Annotated in this window: 15 protein-coding genes; 2 read left to right on the top strand and 13 right to left on the bottom strand. The window is 35.4% G+C overall.

All coding sequences use genetic code 11. From position 1 onward, the window contains the following. Nucleotides 1-11: 11 nt before the first annotated feature. The 9 genes from AAV97_RS18800 to AAV97_RS18760 form a co-directional block, all read right to left on the bottom strand. Nucleotides 12-1,019: a capsular polysaccharide synthesis protein gene (locus AAV97_RS18800; protein ID WP_046761409.1), complete on the bottom strand. Its 1,008-nt coding sequence runs from the start codon at nt 1,017-1,019 to the stop codon at nt 12-14. A gap of 86 nt (nt 1,020-1,105) precedes the next feature. Next, a complete protein-coding gene (locus tag AAV97_RS18795; protein ID WP_042089513.1) occupies nt 1,106-1,873 on the bottom strand; it encodes a glycosyltransferase family 25 protein in 768 nt (255 codons plus the stop codon). Nucleotides 1,874-1,975: 102 nt separating this feature from the next. Next, a complete protein-coding gene (locus tag AAV97_RS18790; protein ID WP_042089514.1) occupies nt 1,976-2,770 on the bottom strand; it encodes a glycosyltransferase family 25 protein in 795 nt (264 codons plus the stop codon). A 93-nt stretch (nt 2,771-2,863) separates the two neighbouring features. After that, nucleotides 2,864-3,637, bottom strand: a complete 774-nt coding sequence (locus tag AAV97_RS18785; RefSeq protein ID WP_042089516.1) for a glycosyltransferase family 25 protein — start codon at nt 3,635-3,637, stop codon at nt 2,864-2,866. Between the two features lie 12 nt (nt 3,638-3,649). Next, nucleotides 3,650-4,429, bottom strand: a complete 780-nt coding sequence (locus AAV97_RS18780) for a glycosyltransferase family 25 protein (protein WP_042089517.1) — start codon at nt 4,427-4,429, stop codon at nt 3,650-3,652. A 73-nt stretch (nt 4,430-4,502) separates the two neighbouring features. After that, entirely contained in the window at nt 4,503-5,417 is a 915-nt protein-coding gene (locus AAV97_RS18775) for a glycosyltransferase family 32 protein (protein ID WP_046761408.1), read from the bottom strand. A gap of 107 nt (nt 5,418-5,524) precedes the next feature. After that, nucleotides 5,525-6,283 carry a glycosyltransferase family 25 protein gene (locus AAV97_RS18770; RefSeq protein ID WP_042089520.1) on the bottom strand — a complete coding sequence of 253 codons (759 nt, stop codon included), beginning with the start codon at nt 6,281-6,283 and terminating at the stop codon, nt 5,525-5,527. Then, nucleotides 6,273-7,280 carry a hypothetical protein gene (locus tag AAV97_RS18765; protein ID WP_005030941.1) on the bottom strand — a complete coding sequence of 336 codons (1,008 nt, stop codon included), beginning with the start codon at nt 7,278-7,280 and terminating at the stop codon, nt 6,273-6,275. Before AAV97_RS18765 ends, AAV97_RS18770 begins: the two co-directional genes overlap by 11 nt. A 39-nt stretch (nt 7,281-7,319) precedes the next feature. After that, nucleotides 7,320-8,090 (bottom strand): hypothetical protein, encoded by a 771-nt coding sequence (locus AAV97_RS18760; RefSeq protein ID WP_004827776.1) that lies wholly within the window; start codon nt 8,088-8,090, stop codon nt 7,320-7,322. Between the two features lie 235 nt (nt 8,091-8,325). On the opposite strand from AAV97_RS18760, the gene AAV97_RS18755 reads away from it, so the two are divergent. Both AAV97_RS18755 and AAV97_RS18750 read left to right on the top strand, forming a co-directional pair. Next, on the top strand, nt 8,326-9,495 hold the full coding sequence (locus AAV97_RS18755) for a nucleotide sugar dehydrogenase (RefSeq protein WP_046761407.1): 1,170 nt from the start codon (nt 8,326-8,328) through the stop codon (nt 9,493-9,495). Next, on the top strand, nt 9,492-10,514 hold the full coding sequence (locus AAV97_RS18750; protein WP_046761406.1) for an NAD-dependent epimerase: 1,023 nt from the start codon (nt 9,492-9,494) through the stop codon (nt 10,512-10,514). Before AAV97_RS18755 ends, AAV97_RS18750 begins: the two co-directional genes overlap by 4 nt. Before the next feature lie 91 nt (nt 10,515-10,605). On the opposite strand, the gene AAV97_RS18745 is transcribed toward AAV97_RS18750, so the two are convergent. The 4 genes from AAV97_RS18745 to AAV97_RS18730 all read right to left on the bottom strand — a co-directional run bounded on the left by AAV97_RS18745 (nt 10,606) and on the right by AAV97_RS18730 (nt 17,545). Further along, nucleotides 10,606-11,532 carry a branched-chain amino acid transaminase gene (locus tag AAV97_RS18745; RefSeq protein ID WP_004827770.1) on the bottom strand — a complete coding sequence of 309 codons (927 nt, stop codon included), beginning with the start codon at nt 11,530-11,532 and terminating at the stop codon, nt 10,606-10,608. Nucleotides 11,533-11,558: 26 nt separating this feature from the next. Further along, the gene (gene glnE, locus AAV97_RS18740) at nt 11,559-14,309 is read right to left on the bottom strand and encodes a bifunctional [glutamate--ammonia ligase]-adenylyl-L-tyrosine phosphorylase/[glutamate--ammonia-ligase] adenylyltransferase (protein WP_046761405.1); all 2,751 of its coding nucleotides are present in this window, start codon (nt 14,307-14,309) and stop codon (nt 11,559-11,561) included. A 153-nt stretch (nt 14,310-14,462) separates the two neighbouring features. Next, the gene (locus AAV97_RS18735) at nt 14,463-15,740 is read right to left on the bottom strand and encodes a sensor histidine kinase (protein ID WP_046761404.1); all 1,278 of its coding nucleotides are present in this window, start codon (nt 15,738-15,740) and stop codon (nt 14,463-14,465) included. 533 nt (nt 15,741-16,273) lie between these two features. Next, on the bottom strand, nt 16,274-17,545 hold the full coding sequence (locus AAV97_RS18730; protein WP_046761403.1) for a Glu/Leu/Phe/Val family dehydrogenase: 1,272 nt from the start codon (nt 17,543-17,545) through the stop codon (nt 16,274-16,276). Nucleotides 17,546-17,626 lie beyond the last annotated feature (81 nt).

Raw genomic sequence — 17,626 nt, 5'->3', positions numbered from 1 at the left:
ATTAAATAAAATTAACTGTTCTCATTGGACAAAAACTGTTTTGTTAAAAAGTCATAATATGAGTTTTCTACAACTTTATCTATATAGTTCATTTTATGAATATTTATCTGTTGTAAAATTTGATTGTATTCCACTGAGCTGAATTGCTCATTTAATTTAAATTGCAACAAATGAGGTAAAGTGTCATCTATAATTTCACATTGTTGGGATTTAAATCGATCTTTGATTAAAACATCATACATAATTTGAAAGAAAAAATAATGAGGAATATTCTCTTGTGTTCTCCAGAAATTCAGCAAAACATCTAAACAAATCTGTAAAACTTCATTGCCTTTTTTTCCAACAATAAAGCTGTTTAAAACATTCACATTTTGCTCATCGGACCAATCAAAATAATCATGATTACGATCATACCAAAGCTGTTTTTCTGGCGTATCCCTATGTCTTTGAAACATAAAGTAGTCTGCATCTAATATTTCACTTTCAATAGGTGCGGTTAATAAAATTGTTGCATCTAACCAAACTCCACCATAAACATTGAGTAAAGCAAGACGGATAAGATCTGCAAAAAAGGCATGTTTAAATTTAGAATTATTTCTTTTATCCCAAACAAAATCTGGAAGATCCAAATAATCTTTTATATTACTTTCATCAAGTCTAATTACTTGATAATCAGCTTTAAATTGATCAACGGAAGAAAAACATAATTTAACAATATGAGGTAAATCACTTTGAATACCTTGCCCCCAATATTGCCAAATAATTTTTTGATCATTAAATTGCTTTTTCTCTTTTAGTTGATACTTTTCTAATTGATTAGAAAAATAATAGTCTAAGAAAATATCCCAACATAATTCAACATGTTTTTTTTGCAAAATATTTGCTTTTCTGTTGAGCTTTTTTCGAAAACTTTTAGGAACAAATGTAAAATAAAAGATACGGAATGGAAATTTACTGAGTCTATCAATATTACTCTTAAAATTAGTTTCTGAATTAAAAATATTTGATATATCGCCCATATAATTTCAACTCATTTTAAAATCTACTTCACCTAAGATCTAAAATATATTTTAGATCTAGAATTAAACTTAACCATCAAATTAAATCAATAAAACCCAATCTTACAAAATCTTAGTCTTAATTGATAAACAAGCCTCAAAATTTCACGTTTCAGCTTTTGCACTAAACTAAGCTTTTGTTTATGCTTATCCTTTGTTAATTGATTTTTTTTACGATCAATTTCAAGCTGACTTTCAAATTCACTTTTACCAATTCTATCCGCTTGAGCCGATAATCCAGGGACCATTTGATAAATAATTTCATATCCATCATTTAAATAATTTTCAAAAATTAATCGATCTAAAGGTGATTCAATATTCTTATCTTTTATATATTTTAAATAATTCTTTGCTCCGTCGAATGACAATATATATCCAGCAGTACCTAAATGTTTTTCTTTCAACTCCCTCAAAAATCTTTCATTTTTCAATTGTATTTTATTCATACTCATTAACACATATTGTTCAAACATTTCCAACTTAATAATATTAATTTTTGGAGGTATCCAGTCCCAATTTTTAAGGAAACTACTTGCTTTTTTAGCTAAAAAAACATCATCTTCAAATATAGCGATATATTTCATTTTTTTAGAAACAGCTATGTTCCATATTTCTACATGGCTAAAGAAACAAGCTTTTTCTCCAGCAGTCAAACCACTATTTATGAGTGAAATTCCATACTTCTCCTCCATCAAAGAAATCTGTTCAGGTTGAATCGCATCAAAGAAAATAAATTCAATATTTTGAGCTTGAAACTCATTCACGATATGTAGTCTACGCTCTTTAGCAGAAGCTAAACTTATAACAAAATTCATATATTACATCCGGAACAAGATATGGATTAAAGCAGAATGATTTATATTTCTGGTTTAAATAAGCTTTGTTTTATATCAATATTCCAAAAAAAGAAAGTAGATTTATTTAAATTTTACTGATCGATATGCTGACAATTTACAAACTTGATAAAGCAATCTGAAAACTTCTCTTCGAATTTTACTTCCTATAGTCATCGCAGCTTTTTGTCTACATTGCTCTATTCGATCTGCTTCATGTCGAATTGCACGATCATCTTCCAAATGGCTAGGAAAATTATCATATTTTTTATGCAAATAAAAATCTTGGACACAAATAGCAGGTACCATTTGATAAGTCTTATATTTTACATACTTTACATTACAACCAAACAATATGTGATCTACAGGAACTAATTCATCCATATTACGTATAGATGCTAGAAAGTATTTTGCAGCTTGATTAGATAGAATATAACCTGCCCCACCTAAATGCTTAGCTTTAAGTTGATACAATGCTCTATCATTCACTCTAGCTTTTGGAAAAAAAGAAAGATCGACCTTTCTATCAAAAGCCTCTAATTTTATGAGATGCACATTCTTAGGAATCCATAAAAAATCATGGATAAAACTTTGGACATTTTCCCCAAAATGTATATCGTCTTCAAAGATCGCCATATATTCTATATTTTCTTCAACAATCTTTTCCCATAAGGAGACATGACTTAAAAGACAGGCAATCTCACCCTGTGTTAAAACACCAGCGTTTGTTATTTTAACACCTAGGCTTTTGGCACTTTCTACAATCGTAGAAGGTGTAATAGCATCAAAAAAACTGAATGATACTGAATGTTTTTTAAACTCTGAATCGATATGTGCTCTCCTTTCAAGCGCACAATCTAAACTAATAACAAAATTCACAAAAAAACGATCTCTATATATTCAAAAGTGATTATATAACAATTGAGCACTTTTAGAACTGCTATTAAATTTATTTGATTGATTTTAAATAAACTATTCTTTTGAGCTTTTTGTAAATATAAGTTTTGTTTTAAATGGAATAGCCATAAGTTGAATAAATATGCGACTTATTTCTCTAAAAATTTTTTGCAATCCAGTTGGTTTAATTACAACTTGATCACGCCATTGCAAGCTCGTCTTAAATTTTTGATTATTTGGATTTAATAAATAATCTTGAATACACAAAGTCGGATTGACTTGATATATAGCCAAAGCCCCATCTGAAACATACTTGCGAAAGATAAGTTGATCTACATGATCAAAAATCGCTTGCTTGTGCATATAATCTAAAAGTTCAACAGCACCTTTATAAGAAAGTATATAACCCGCAGCACCAAGATGAGCTTTTTTTAATTTCCTCAGTACAAAATCTTGGTTTTTAAAAACGCGTATTTTCTCTAAATCTAAAATTACATGATTATAAGATTTTTCAACTTTAACAATGTCAACAGTTAACCAATTTGAATCTTTTAAAAATAGTTCTGCGCCTGCACTTAGATATATATCATCCTCAAAAATAGCGATTGCTTGCATTTTTTCATCTACAGCTTTTTTCCATAGAGAAATATGGCTATATAAACATGCCAACTCATTTTGACTCAGATTATTTTGCTGTATCGCTAAACCAATTTTCTGTGCTTGATGATCTAATTGCATCGGCTCAATTGCATCAAAAAAAGAAAAGGGAATATCTTTGTTGCCAAATTGCTCTTTGATATGGGCTCTTCGATCTTCTGCTGACGTCAAACTGATCACAAAACTTTTCATAAATTACTCTGACTATTTAAAACCGACTGTTCCAAAGAAAATGATGCTTTTTAGCTGATGTAATATGCGATAAAGCTCTAAAATAATTTTATTCATACCTTTCTTTTTATTATATTTTCTTCTTGTTAAGCGCTCTTTGTACAAATGACTTGCGAACTTCACACTATCTTTGCACGAATATAGTGTCACATCCTGAATACATAAAGCAGGTTTCATTTGGTACACTGAAAAAATATTTTCATAAATCAAATGTTCAAACATTAAATGATCTAAAGCGATTAGCTTATCTAACTTTTGAATGTAGCTTAATAAACTTTTAGCACCATGCAAAGATAAAATATAACCAGCCGTACCTAAGTTCTTACTTTTTAATTCAAAAATACTTCTTTGAATCTGTCCTTTAAAATTCTTAACTTGCTTACCCAATGCAATTCTATGCGTAAACTCCTCCAACTTAATCAAATGCCATTGATCATTAATCCAAGATGAATCCGTTAAGAAGTCAACGACATTATCCCCCAAATAAATATCATCCTCGAATATCGCCATATACGGAATATTCTCATCAATCATTCTTTTCCACAGAAAAACATGGCTCATAAAGCAAGCGAGTTCACCTTTGGTTAGAATACGCTCATCAATTCTAAGTCCCAATTCTTGTGAAAAAATCGTAGCTGGTTCTGGAGTTAAAGCATCAAAAAAATCAAAGTCTACATTTTTTTGAGCAAATTCACTCGATATGTGTTTTCTACGTTCAACTGCTGTCGATAGGCTAATAACGATTTTCTTCATAGGAGTGCATCTATAAACAATACAAACATTTTACTATTTTTCTGAAGATCAATCACCTTTACTTAATAGCTTTCTAAGAAATATCAATAAAAGAACCCTTAAAATACATCCTTTTAGCAAAGTAGTAACTTATTGTTTTTCTTTCTTTTCCAGCCAACTTTATTAACTTAGGTGATTCAACTGGGGGATAATTAATTGCGAAATCAATCAAAATCTTCTCTTTGATCCATCGATTGGTGAACTGATAAAAAAAGGCATTTTCATCACAATTAATTAAGCTGATACTTGGAAAAGATTTTCTAAATACTTTTTGGCAGGCAACATAAGCAACTAAATATTCTAAATTGCCAATCCTTTGGAAAATATCAGCTGGATTTTTTTCAGTATTTTTAATCTCTTGCACATAAACTTTCGGTGTTTTTTGGATGGCTAAATACAGTTCATCAAACCAATATTTAAAGAATATGTTATTTTTGACACTCGCTAATAACCAATTCTCTAATATGGGATAATTCAAATTCGTGGTATTTTTTTTACGGTAATAAGCAAAACATTCTGTACGATTTTGTTGCATCAGTTCAAAAATCCAGTCCAGATTTTCATAAACAATAATACTTGCATCCAACCAAATGCCACCATGTTGATAAAGTAAATCAAATCTCAACAAGTCAGCCTTTTGTTGAGGTGTAGCATCCCGCAAAAGTGAAAAGTCAATTTGACTATACTGGTTAACATTCTCAGGATTAAGAAGATACACCTCATAATTTGGATTTTTTTTGCGAATATTTTGAATACACTTTTCTACAAATTCGGGGAAATCACCTTCCCAATATATCCAAATTTTCTTTGGTAATTCGATGGGCGTATTCACAGGATTAAAAACCAGTTGTCCCGCAAAATTATCAATCTTTTTATTGGTATGTCTAATTTTGTAATAGTACATCATATGAAATTTAGCCAAATAGAATAGTTTTTTAAAAATTTTCATATAAAGACCTAATACTTTTATAAGCACACAACAACAATGACAATAACAAGCGCCCTAAACAGTATTCAAAATATTAAATACCCCCAGAACTTAAAATATTAATTCATTCAAAAATAAAGATGTTTAAAAGCATACATACGATCACGCCACATCCGCTTTTGTTTTTTTAAGCCATAAGAGCTGTCACGATTTTCCTTCTCTTTCCGAGAAATCCCCTGTGTTGCCACAGTACCCAAAATATCACTATCTAAACCAGCTGGCTTCACCAAGGCTGGCCAAACACCTAAGCCTTTGCCATTTTTACTTAGCCATGTTTGGAAAAAAATATCTACTGGCATGGTCATCGTTTTACCAGAAGCGACGAATGCTTCAGCACCTTTTCTTGACCATATTAAACCTAATCCGCGAATCGGGAAATAATAAGCATGCCATAGTGAAAAATCATCTATTTTTACGATATCTTTTGCAAACTTTTTCTTCTTGGCAGCCAAATTTATCAGATACCAATCTAGATCCTGATGCTGATCTAAATATGATAGAATTTGCTCTACAGACGTTTTAAAGTCAGTGGTGATTTTCATATCATCTTCTAAAACCACCAAATAATCTGCATCAGTTTGTAAAAACTTTTCGGCACAACCATAATGGCTGAGATAACAACCTAATTCAGAATTCAGCAGTCGACGCCCTAAAGTTTGTTGTGTTGCAACATCATCATAATTTTCAAATGAAGCTAAATCCTGCCCTCGACCATCATAGGCAGAAAATCGTTGGAACGACCAATCAACTGCTTGTAACTGTTCCGTTGCTCGTTGAAGTCGCTCATCGCTGCCATCAAGATTAATAAGATATGTTTCAACTTTCATGAAAAACTTCCAATGACAAAACGTCGTTTGAGATGACAGACTGAGGTAGATAATCACTAAACTTAGCAATCATTGCATTTTTGACTTGGACTGCATCTTGTGGAGTCAACTGATCCAAACTTTGAATACAGCCATATTTAATCTGATCTTGATTTAGAGCTTGTATAAACACATTTAAACTTTCAGCATTTTTTAAATAGGCTAAAGCTAAATCTGGCTTTAACACTGCCTCACCTTTTTGAATTTTTAAATGATTCATCAACGAAATTGGATTCAATTGCTCAACACTACGAAATTTATATTTAATTTGTGTTTCTAATAAGGTTGGGTGATTCAATAAATATTCGCTTAAAATTTTACGATCTACACAATGCGGATAATGATGGATTTCAAAAAATTCTTTAAACCCTAAGATATCAGCACCCAACATCTGCGCAATGACATGTCCAGGTTGAATGGGTTTGTTAAAATTTCGATTTAAAAATTGACGATATTTCAGTTTAGTCTTGTAACTAAAACAACTTTTCCAATGCCCATAGGTCACGATTTTGTCTTGTTCAAGAAAATCTTCAACCTGAGCCGATGCATTAAAAAAGAAATCATCATTTAAATAGATAAAATAGTCTGACAAGCCTTGAATATTCCACAACATACTTTCTATAGAGCGGGTATTAAAAGTCGGTAGAAATTGTTCAAAGCCTGCAAAAATTTCTCGATGATCAACCACTCGGATTTTATTTGTATCGCAAAGACCTTGTACGACAAATTCATTTAAAAACTCAGGTTGCTGCCCATCCGTAACAATCAAAATATGACGGCAAAAAGGAACATATTTCAATATAGATGCAATGTTGTAATAGATTTCATCATTACTGGCAAAACGGGTTTCACTGACAGCATCACTGGCATCATTGCCTGTCAGGTACAAATGACGTTTACGTTTTAACTCAACATCATTGCCATCGACCCAAGCAATCACGATATCAAGGTTTTGCATCTATCTTGTTCTCAATTTTGATCAAAGGATATGGTTGAATTATTGCCAAGCGTCTTTAATCCAGTCTGAAGGCAATACATAACGATACCATTTACCACCGCCACCCGTGACTGCATCAGGTGGATTTATTTCACCATGAAAAATAATGATTTTGGCATCTTGTGGTTTTACTGGTGGCTTAAAATAGGCCAATGGCAGCTTTTGTAAACAATGATATTTATAACTCTTACACCAATCTTTTGGCCAATAGCTGAGCTTTTTCTGCTGATCGACATACCACGACAAATATTCTTGCTCATTTCTAAACTTATGACTAATTTCTTTAAAGTTTTCTCGAAAGTAAGGCAAAATGTCTGGAAAAGAACCCAATTTAAAACGGTACACAGAACTATTTCCTGTGACTCGCCAAGGGCGTTTCCAATCATGAATAATTAAGAACTCACCCGGATAAGTAAAGAAATCATCAATATTATCAACAATCACCACATCAAGATCTAAGAACAGTAAATTCCCTTTTAAACCATATAAGTCAGGTTCAAAAGTCGATAATTTGTTCCAGCCACGTTCTGGGCTTCCTTCAGGCAATGCTAATGGTGGAATTGGAAAACATTGAATGTCTGGGTTGATACCTTCTGTACGGTCAGTCAAACAGACCATTTTAAAATCAATGGTGGTATGTCTTTTAACCATGTTATACAGTCGATTGACATAGTCTGCACCATACTTGGTTCCCCATTTCATACACAAAACAATATTTTGTTCTGATTCAACTAAATTATTTGACTGTAAATTTGATTCATTAACCTGCATGCATCAATCTTCCACCTGAGCAATCTCTATATCATACCATTACCATAGCCAAGTTACTGTATTCGATTGCATATGCTGAACAATTTGTTTCATCAGAATATGCTATGATGCTCAAGCCATTTATACGTATGATGTTTATTTCATTATTCCGGTTTTTTGAGGATGGGATGCTTTAAACAATTCGTTAAAATGGCGAATACAACTTTTGCAAGCACATTTTCTATATTAGGTTTTTATGAAAATAGCAGTCGCTGGAACAGGTTACGTTGGCTTATCCAATTCAATGATATTTGCACAACATCATGAAGTTGTTGCTGTTGATATTTTAGAATCTAAAGTTAACATGCTCAACAATAAAATATCGCCTATCCAAGATGCTGATATTTCATTATTTTTAAAAGAAAAAACACTGAATTTCACAGCGACCACAGATTATGAAACAGCTTATCAAGATGCTGATTTTGTGATCATCGCAACACCAACAGATTACGACACCAAAACCAATTATTTTAATACGCAAAGTGTGGAAAGTGTGGTTCAGCAAGTCTTAACAGTTAATCCTCATGCTGTAATGGTGATCAAATCCACTGTCCCGGTTGGCTTTACCAAAAATTTAAAAGAAAAATTTAATACTGAGAATCTCATTTTCTCACCTGAATTTTTACGTGAAGGCAAAGCACTACATGACAATTTATACCCATCACGAATTATTGTGGGTGAAAAGTCTGAGCGTGCGCAGCAATTTGCTGATTTACTGATCGAAGGCGCAATTAAAAAAGATAGTCCAGTATTATTTACTGACTCTACTGAGGCAGAAGCCATCAAACTATTTGCCAACACTTACTTGGCGATGCGTGTTGCTTACTTCAATGAACTTGATACTTATGCGCAAATTTTTGGTTTAGATACTCAACAAATTATTGAGGGTGTTTGTCTGGACCAACGCATCGGGAATCATTATAACAACCCATCTTTTGGTTATGGCGGATATTGTCTCCCTAAGGATACCAAGCAACTTCTAGCAAATTATCATCATGTGCCGAGCAATTTGATTCAGGCCATTGTTGATTCAAATAGCACACGTAAAGACTTCATTGCTGAATCGATCATTGCACGCAACCCGAATACGGTCGGAATTTATCGTTTAGTTATGAAAAGTGGTTCAGACAACTTTAGGGCTTCAGCAATTCAAGGCGTGATGAAACGTATCAAGGCAAAAGGAATTGAAGTGATTGTCTATGAACCAACTTTACAAGATGATGATTTCTTTAAATCAAAAGTGGTCAATGATTTAGCGCAATTTAAACAGCAAAGTGATGTAATTATTGCCAATCGTATTTCAAGCGATCTCAGTGATGTACTCGACAAAGTTTATACACGAGATATTTTCGGAGCAGATGAATGAAAGTTCTCGTTACAGGGGCAGCAGGATTTATTGGTTTCAATGTTGCAAAAAAACTATTAGAACGTGGTGATGATGTTGTTGGGTTTGACAATGTCAATGATTACTATGATCCTGCATTGAAAGAAGCCAGATTAGACGTTTTAAAAAATACAGCAGAACACGCTCAAGGTTCTTTCATTTTTATTCGTGCCAACCTTGCTGATAAAACTATTGTTGACCAATGCTTCCAAGATCATTCATTTGATCGAGTGATTCATTTAGCAGCTCAGGCAGGTGTACGCTACTCTCTAGAAAACCCGTCTAGTTATGTAGAGAGTAATCTTATTGGCTTTACCAATATTCTTGAAGCATGTCGCTATGCCAAAACGCCACATCTGACTTATGCCAGCACCAGTAGTGTTTATGGTGCCAATACCACCATGCCATTTAGTGAAAAGCATGGTGTCAATCACCCTGTTCAGTTCTATGCGGCAACCAAACGTGCCAATGAACTCATGGCGCACAGTTATAGCCATTTATTTAATTTACCCACGACAGGACTGCGCTTCTTCACAGTATACGGTCCTTGGGGACGTCCAGACATGGCGCTATTTAAATTCACTAAAAATATTATTGAAGGTCGCTCTATTCCTGTCTTCAATCATGGCAATCACACCCGCGACTTTACTTTTATCTCAGATATTGTCGAAGGTATTATTCGTTCAAGTGATCAAATTGCACAGCCTGATCCAAATTGGGACAGCAAAAATCCAGATCCATCGACCAGCTATGCGCCATTCCGTATTTTTAATATCGGCAATAATAATCCAGTCAAATTGATCGAATATATTCATGCGATTGAAAAGGCTGTCGGTCAAGACGCTATTTTAGAATTATTACCCTTACAGCCAGGTGATGTTCCAGATACCTTTGCTGATAGTAGTGCCTTGGAAAATATGGTGGGTTATAAACCATCAGTTTCTGTAGATGAAGGTGTAAAACAGTTTGTTGATTGGTACCGAGAATTTTATAAAGTCTAATCTCATACTATTTATTTTAGACCGATCTTAATACATTGATTTAAAAATAAAAAAAGGATTCCAAATGGAATCCTTTTTAACATTGAATGGCTTATTTTACATAAGTCAGCCAATGTGCATATTTTGGATCTTTACCTTGAACAGCATCAAAGAATGCTTTTTGAATCTTCTCAGTAATCGGACCACGTGCACCTGAACCAATTTGACGGTCGTCATATTCACGGATTGGCGTCACTTCAGCAGCAGTCCCGGTAAAGAATGCTTCATCACCAATATAGAATTCATCACGGGTAATACGGCGTTCAACGACATCAATACCAAGATCTTTAGCAATGGTAATAATCGTTTGACGGGTAATACCATCCAACGCACCGCCTGCAATATCTGGTGTATGTAAAACACCATCTTTCACCAAGAATACGTTTTCACCAGAACCCTGACATACATAACCTTGTGGATCCATCAACATCGCTTCGTCATAACCAGAATGTGCAACTTCTTGGTGAGCAAGAATTGACAAAGTATAGTTACCTGATGCTTTTGCTTTACACATCGTCACGTTTGGATGATGGTGGGTAAATGATGAGGTTTTAACACGAATACCCTTCGCCATTGCCTCATCACCAAGATATGCACCCCAGCTCCACGCAGCTACTGTTGCATGAATAGTATTATCTGTTGCAGCGATACCTAATTTTTCCGAACCAATGAAAATAATTGGGCGTAAATAGCATGATGCCAATTTATTTTCACGAACCACATCAATCTGAGCTTGCTCAAGCGTTGCTTGATCAAATGGAACTTTCATTTGATAAATTTTTGCAGAATTTAACAAACGTTTTGTGTGATCTTGGAGACGGAAAATCGCGGTACCATTTGGTGTTTCATAAGCACGGACACCCTCAAACACACCCATACTATAATGTAAAGTATGTGTTAAGACGTGAATTTTAGCCTCACGCCATTCAACCATTTGTCCATCTTGCCAAATAAAACCATCACGATCAGCCAAATTCATGGCGCACACTCCAAATTTTTACACAATTATTCACTTTCCAAAGCGAAAGTCGCTGTTGGATCAATTAATCTTTGCCATAACTTGCAAACGACCTCTCGGGTATCGTGCCAATCCGCAGCACTTACTTGCATATTATGATTTGCAAGTGCTAAACGGTGGCTCTCGGCGCGTTCACTGAGATAAGCTTGAATCAATGCGGATACATCGTCGCTGGATAAGCAACCTGCCTTTGCGGCATCTTCAAGGATTCGTACGTTGTCGGAATAATGGGCGAGATCAGGATTCGTCCCACTCCAGGCTAATACGACATACTGTGCCATAAATTCGATGTCAACGATACCACCTGCATCCTGTTTTAAGTGAAAAATTCCATCTTTTTTCTGATCTTTTGATGAGCCCAGATGATCTTTCATTTTTTGGCGCATATTGAGGACCTCTTGACGAACTGTTTCCTCTTGTCTTGGTAAGGTAAGAATCTTACAGCGCAATTCCTCAAACTTGGCTCTCAATGTTGGCTCACCAGCAATCGAACGTGCTCGAACAATGGCTTGATGCTCCCATAACCATGCACTTTTCAGTTGATACTGTTCAAATGCCTTTAAGCTGGTTACCAAAAGTCCTGCTTCACCTGAAGGACGCAAACGCGTATCCACTTCATAAACACGACCATCTAAGGTCTGCGTTGTCATCAATGACATAAACTTCTGAGCAACACGCATCGCAAATTCAAAGCCACTAATGGCTTTTTGACCATCTGTATCTGCTTGTTCATCCATATAATGAATAAACACCAAATCCAAGTCAGAACCATAACCGAGTTCAATTCCCCCAACCTTACCATAGCCAATTACACAATATGCCATATGATCCAAAGAACAACGCTGACCTTCTGTATCTATTGGATATCCATGACGTTTCGCCACTGTTTGATAAGCTAGGTTCAATGTTGCAATAACTGAAACTTCCGCAATATCCGTTAAAGCATCAGACACTTTCATCAACGGACTTTCAGCCAATACATCACTTGCAGCCACTGTCAGTACATTGGACTTTTTAAACAGGCGCAGTACTCGCATTTGATCTTCGACTTGATCAATTTCAATACGTAGCAACTGTTGACGTAAAGAATCCTCTAAATAATGTCTTGATGGAAGCTCAAAATCCATCGAAAGGAACTCATCCAAAAGCACTGGATAATGCGTTAATTCCTCACAAATCCATGGGCTTACTGTCGCCATTTTAACCAACCGCTGCAATGCACCTTTACTTTCGATCAGCATGACCAAATACACCGTACGGCGCATGACAGACTCGACCAATGGCATTAAACGCATCAACGCAACTTGCGGGCTATTCGACTGTAAAATTGCTTCAACCAAATGTGGCCAAAACTCTTTTAGACGTTGAACGGCTTTTGCAGGTAATTTTTTGATGGCATGACCATACCAAAACTCATGAATTAAGTTTTTAGCATCATCATCTAAAATTTCATTGAGCTGGCTCTCAAGCTGACTATAGCTTTCAATAGGTGACTCAAGCCCTTTTTCTTTAATCAGATGCTCAAATTGGAAAGTCACTTTTTCTCGTTTTTGATTTAAAAAATCAATAAAATTATCCCAATCAGTAAAGCCCAATGTATCAATCAGCCGTTGACGTAACTCAGGCTCAGTCGGCAAAGATTGAGTTTGTTGATCATTCAGTGCTTGAATCGCATGTTCAACGCGACGTAAAAATAAATAGGCATCTTCAAGGTCAACAACAGATTGTGAATCGAGTAATCCAACCTCACCTAAATGCTGAAGACTGACGAGACATTGTCGATCTTGCAGCTCTAATTTAGCGCCACCATAAATCAATTGAAAAACTTGGACAATAAATTCAACTTCACGAATCCCACCTGCACCCAACTTGATGTCATCGGCAATATTGCGACGTGCCACTTCGCGCTCAATCATGGCTTTCATTTCACGCATGGCTTCAAATGCGGTGTAATCAACATATTTACGAAATACAAATGGGCGCGTCATATCCAATAGACTATCACCCTCATGTCCCCCCGTAATAATACGTGCCTTAATCCATGCATAGCGTTCCCATTCGCGTCCATGCTGACTGAGATATTTTTCTAATGCCACATGACTAATCGCGAGGGCTGAACCATCCCCCCAAGGACGTAAACGCATATCTACACGAAAAACAAAACCATCCGCAGTAATATGATCCAGCAAATAAATCAGCTTCTGTCCCCACAAAATACAGAACTGCTGTACATCAATACATTTGCGTCCATTGGTTTCACCTTGTTCATCAAAAGCAAAAATCAGGTCGATATCACTTGATAAATTAAGCTCTTGTGCGCCAAGCTTCCCCATACCAATCACGATCATATCTTGAATTTTACCGTTATACCCGACTGGCTCACCATGTTTGGCAATGAGTGGAACCCGAGCAAAATCTTTGGCTGCAACGATACAAATATCTGCAAAATCCGAAAGTTCACGGGTCAATGTCACTACATCGGTGAGTTGATTGGCATCCTGCCAAATCCAACGGAACATCAAACGTGCACGAAGTATCCTTAACACGCGCATCCATGTAATTTCATCTTGAATAGCTGCTAAATTATCATCAACAAGTTGTTGAATTTGCGGGGTACTGAGCGGTACTTGAAATTGATCAATTGCATAATCATGTTCTAATACACTTTGATGTAGACTTAATACTTGTTCTGCATACTGACTGGCATGTAAGGTTTTTTGCAATTGCTCAGCATTCATTAGAAAAGCCTGTACTGATGTTTTATATGATTATTTATAGCAGTTTGCTTGACTGTTAGGGAATCTTTTATCGTTGTATAAAAAAGCACAGATTAAAAAAACATCAAAAAACACACACCGATCACTTTAAAATTTCATTGCAGACGTTGAAGATTAGAAAATTTTTACTTTATCTGATTTTAGGTCTGTATCCAGCAAAGACTGATGGGCATTTTTTGCCGCAGGGAGGGCAACGACAAAGGTTGTTCCCTCACCTTTTTGAGAGCTAACTGATATTTGCCCATGATTTAAGTCAACAAATCTCTTGCACAATACCAATCCTAATCCTGTACCTTGTTCACCAATCGTACCTTTTATACTGGCTTTAAGTTGCGGTTCAAAAACCTGTTCCATCTGTGCCTGAGTCATACCCAAACCAGTATCATGAATAATGATTTCAATACGATTTCCCACAGGTTGAGCGGAAATCGTCACTTTGCCTAAACCATCAGTTTGAGTAAATTTTAAAGCATTGGACACTAAGTTTTGAATAATGGAGGTTACCATATTCATATCTGCAAAAACCGTTAGATCATCAGCAACATTTTCAATCAATTGAATATTTTTATTGACTGCTAAGGGTTGCAGTACATCATAAACAATTTTGGTGGTCTGTTTGAGCTTAAAATTAATTGGGTGATAGACAAAACGACCTCCTTCTGACATTGCCCAATTGAGTAAATTTTCAAGTAAAGCATATGTGGACTGCAAAGTATCATGCAAATATTGTGCAATACTATGAATATTCTCTTCATCCAAGGTTTCTCGCTCATTGGCTAAAACATCTGAAAAACCAATCAATCCATGAAATGGTGCACGTAAATCATGGGCAATCACCTGAAAAAACTTTGTTTTACTGAAATTTAGAGCACGTTCTTGTTCATAAAGCTCATAATAGTCTTGAGACTCCGACTTGCGCTGCAATATCGTCACAAGGTCATCACTCAACTCTTCTAATAATAGTTTTTGTTTAGCCGAGAAATTCTCGGACTGATGATCATAAAAATAGACATGCGCGATGGACTCGCTGTCTTGAAGTCTAAAGTCATAAGCGATAAGTCGTGTATGGCTAAGACCGATCTCCGTGATATAATCTGAACATTCTGGATAACTTGGGTGTGTACCCTCAACAATTAACGTATTTTGAAAATCTGGTAAAAGATTAGGCTTTGGAGAAAGATAAGCGGCAACAAAGTCACATTCACTATTAGCAACCCATGCATAAGGTTCATTGTGAAAGCTAAAAAAGGCATTTTCGACATTCAAAATAGCACGGACAATTTTCAGATAGCGCTCAATTTTATTGTCTGGCGTATAAGCTCCTAAAATGAGCGACAATCGACATGCACTGAGTTGCTCAGTTTGATGAGAGTCTAAGAATTCTAGTTTCATGTTTACCTCATTTTCACTTTCAGTTCACACGTTATTGATTAAACTCACCCATTTCTAATATTAATTTCTTTTAAATAGATAAAAACTTAATTCGAAAAATAAAAAATAGCATCAAAGACGTCGCTGTACATTTACAAATGTTCACATAAAACACTATAGCAGTAATACTTTTAATTAAAATAGAAAAGTTAAAAATTTCAAAAAAAATCATATTTTTGTAATCAAACAACGTCTATCAAATCACAATAGTATTTAATTCTGTGAACTGAAAAAATACCCAAGCCATTTGTATTCGCTTGGGTTCTGTTGAATAGAGAATGATTCTATAGATGGGCAAGGAGAGCGTGTAAACCGATATGCCATCACTGAAAGTAGATTTTTGAATGACATGATTTTATATAAACATCGTGTCAATAAAAGCAGCAAAACAATTATTTTTTATTTAAATATTTATAGTTAATTACCGCTCCAAAACACATGTATTACTGCTAATAGCCATCCAGTAAAACATATTTCTTGAGTCATTTATTTCTTTATCCAGGGAAAACACCACGCTCTTTACGCGCTTTTAAAATACGTTCGCACGCCAAGATATAAGCCGCTGTACGTAAGGTACATGTATTGTTGTTTGCTGTATTCCAAACATCCTCAATTGCTTGAACCATGAGTTTGTCTAAACGCTCATTAATTTCTTCTTCGCTCCAAAAATAACTTGCCATATCTTGTACCCATTCGAAGTAACTTACAGTCACCCCACCCGCATTACAGACTACATCAGGAACGACAACAATACCTCGTTCAACCAATATATCTTCTGCCTTTGGATAAGTTGGACCATTTGCCCCCTCTAAAATCAGTTGAGCTTGAATATTCTGAGCACGATCAATGGTGATTTGCCCCTCTAAAGCCGCAGGAATCATGATATCAACTTCTGCTGACCAAAATTCTTCATCAGCAATGGGCTTTGCACCAGTAAAACCACCGACACCTTCATTCACAGTGACATAATCACGTAATGCCTCAAGATCAATACCGTTTTTATTGAAAATAGTCCCTGTGTGGTCTTGAATGTGAGTAACTTTTGCATTTGATTCCACAAATAAAAAACCAGCTTCACTCCCTACATTACCAAAACCTTGAATAGCAACTTTAGCTCCTTTAAGGGAGAGCTTAATTTTCTTCGCAACTTCGCGACCTGTAACAAATACTCCACGACCAGTTGCCTTTACACGACCTAATGAACCACCCAAGTGGATAGGTTTACCAGTGACCACACCAGTAACTGTATATCCCTGACCTGATGAATAGGTGTCCATAATCCACTCCATTACGTGTTGATTTGTTCCAACATCTGGTGCAGGAATATCCTTTTGAGGACCGATAATATGACTGATTTCACTAGTATAGCGACGAGTTAAACGCTCTAATTCTCGAGCCGATAATTTACGTGGATCAACACGGACACCCCCTTTTGCACCTCCAAATGGTAGGTTCAATACCGCTGTTTTGATCGTCATCCATGCTGAAAGCGCCATAACCTCATTCAGATTGACATCTTGGTGATAGCGGATACCACCTTTACCAGGACCACGTGATAAATTGTGTTGTACACGATAACCTTCAAAATGTTGAATTGAACCATCATCCATGACAATCGGTACATCTACGATAAGAACTCTTTTGGGTCTTTTTAATATCTCAATATGTTGTTTTAGATGCTCTAAATAGGGAGATACGCGTTCAATTTGTTCAAGAAAAGTTAACCAAGCTGCATCATTTGCTTGGATATAAGAGAGTTTTGTCATATTGAATATCCAACTGATCTTTGTTCTGCTCTATCACGTTATTAATAATGTCTAAGTAAATACACAAATTTCTCAAAGATA

Source organism: Acinetobacter sp. Ag2 (assembly GCF_001005515.1).
Lineage (GTDB): Bacteria > Pseudomonadota > Gammaproteobacteria > Pseudomonadales > Moraxellaceae > Acinetobacter > Acinetobacter bereziniae.
The sequence above is the reverse complement of the archived record's forward strand: the minus strand, read 5'-3'. Positions and strand labels throughout refer to the sequence as shown.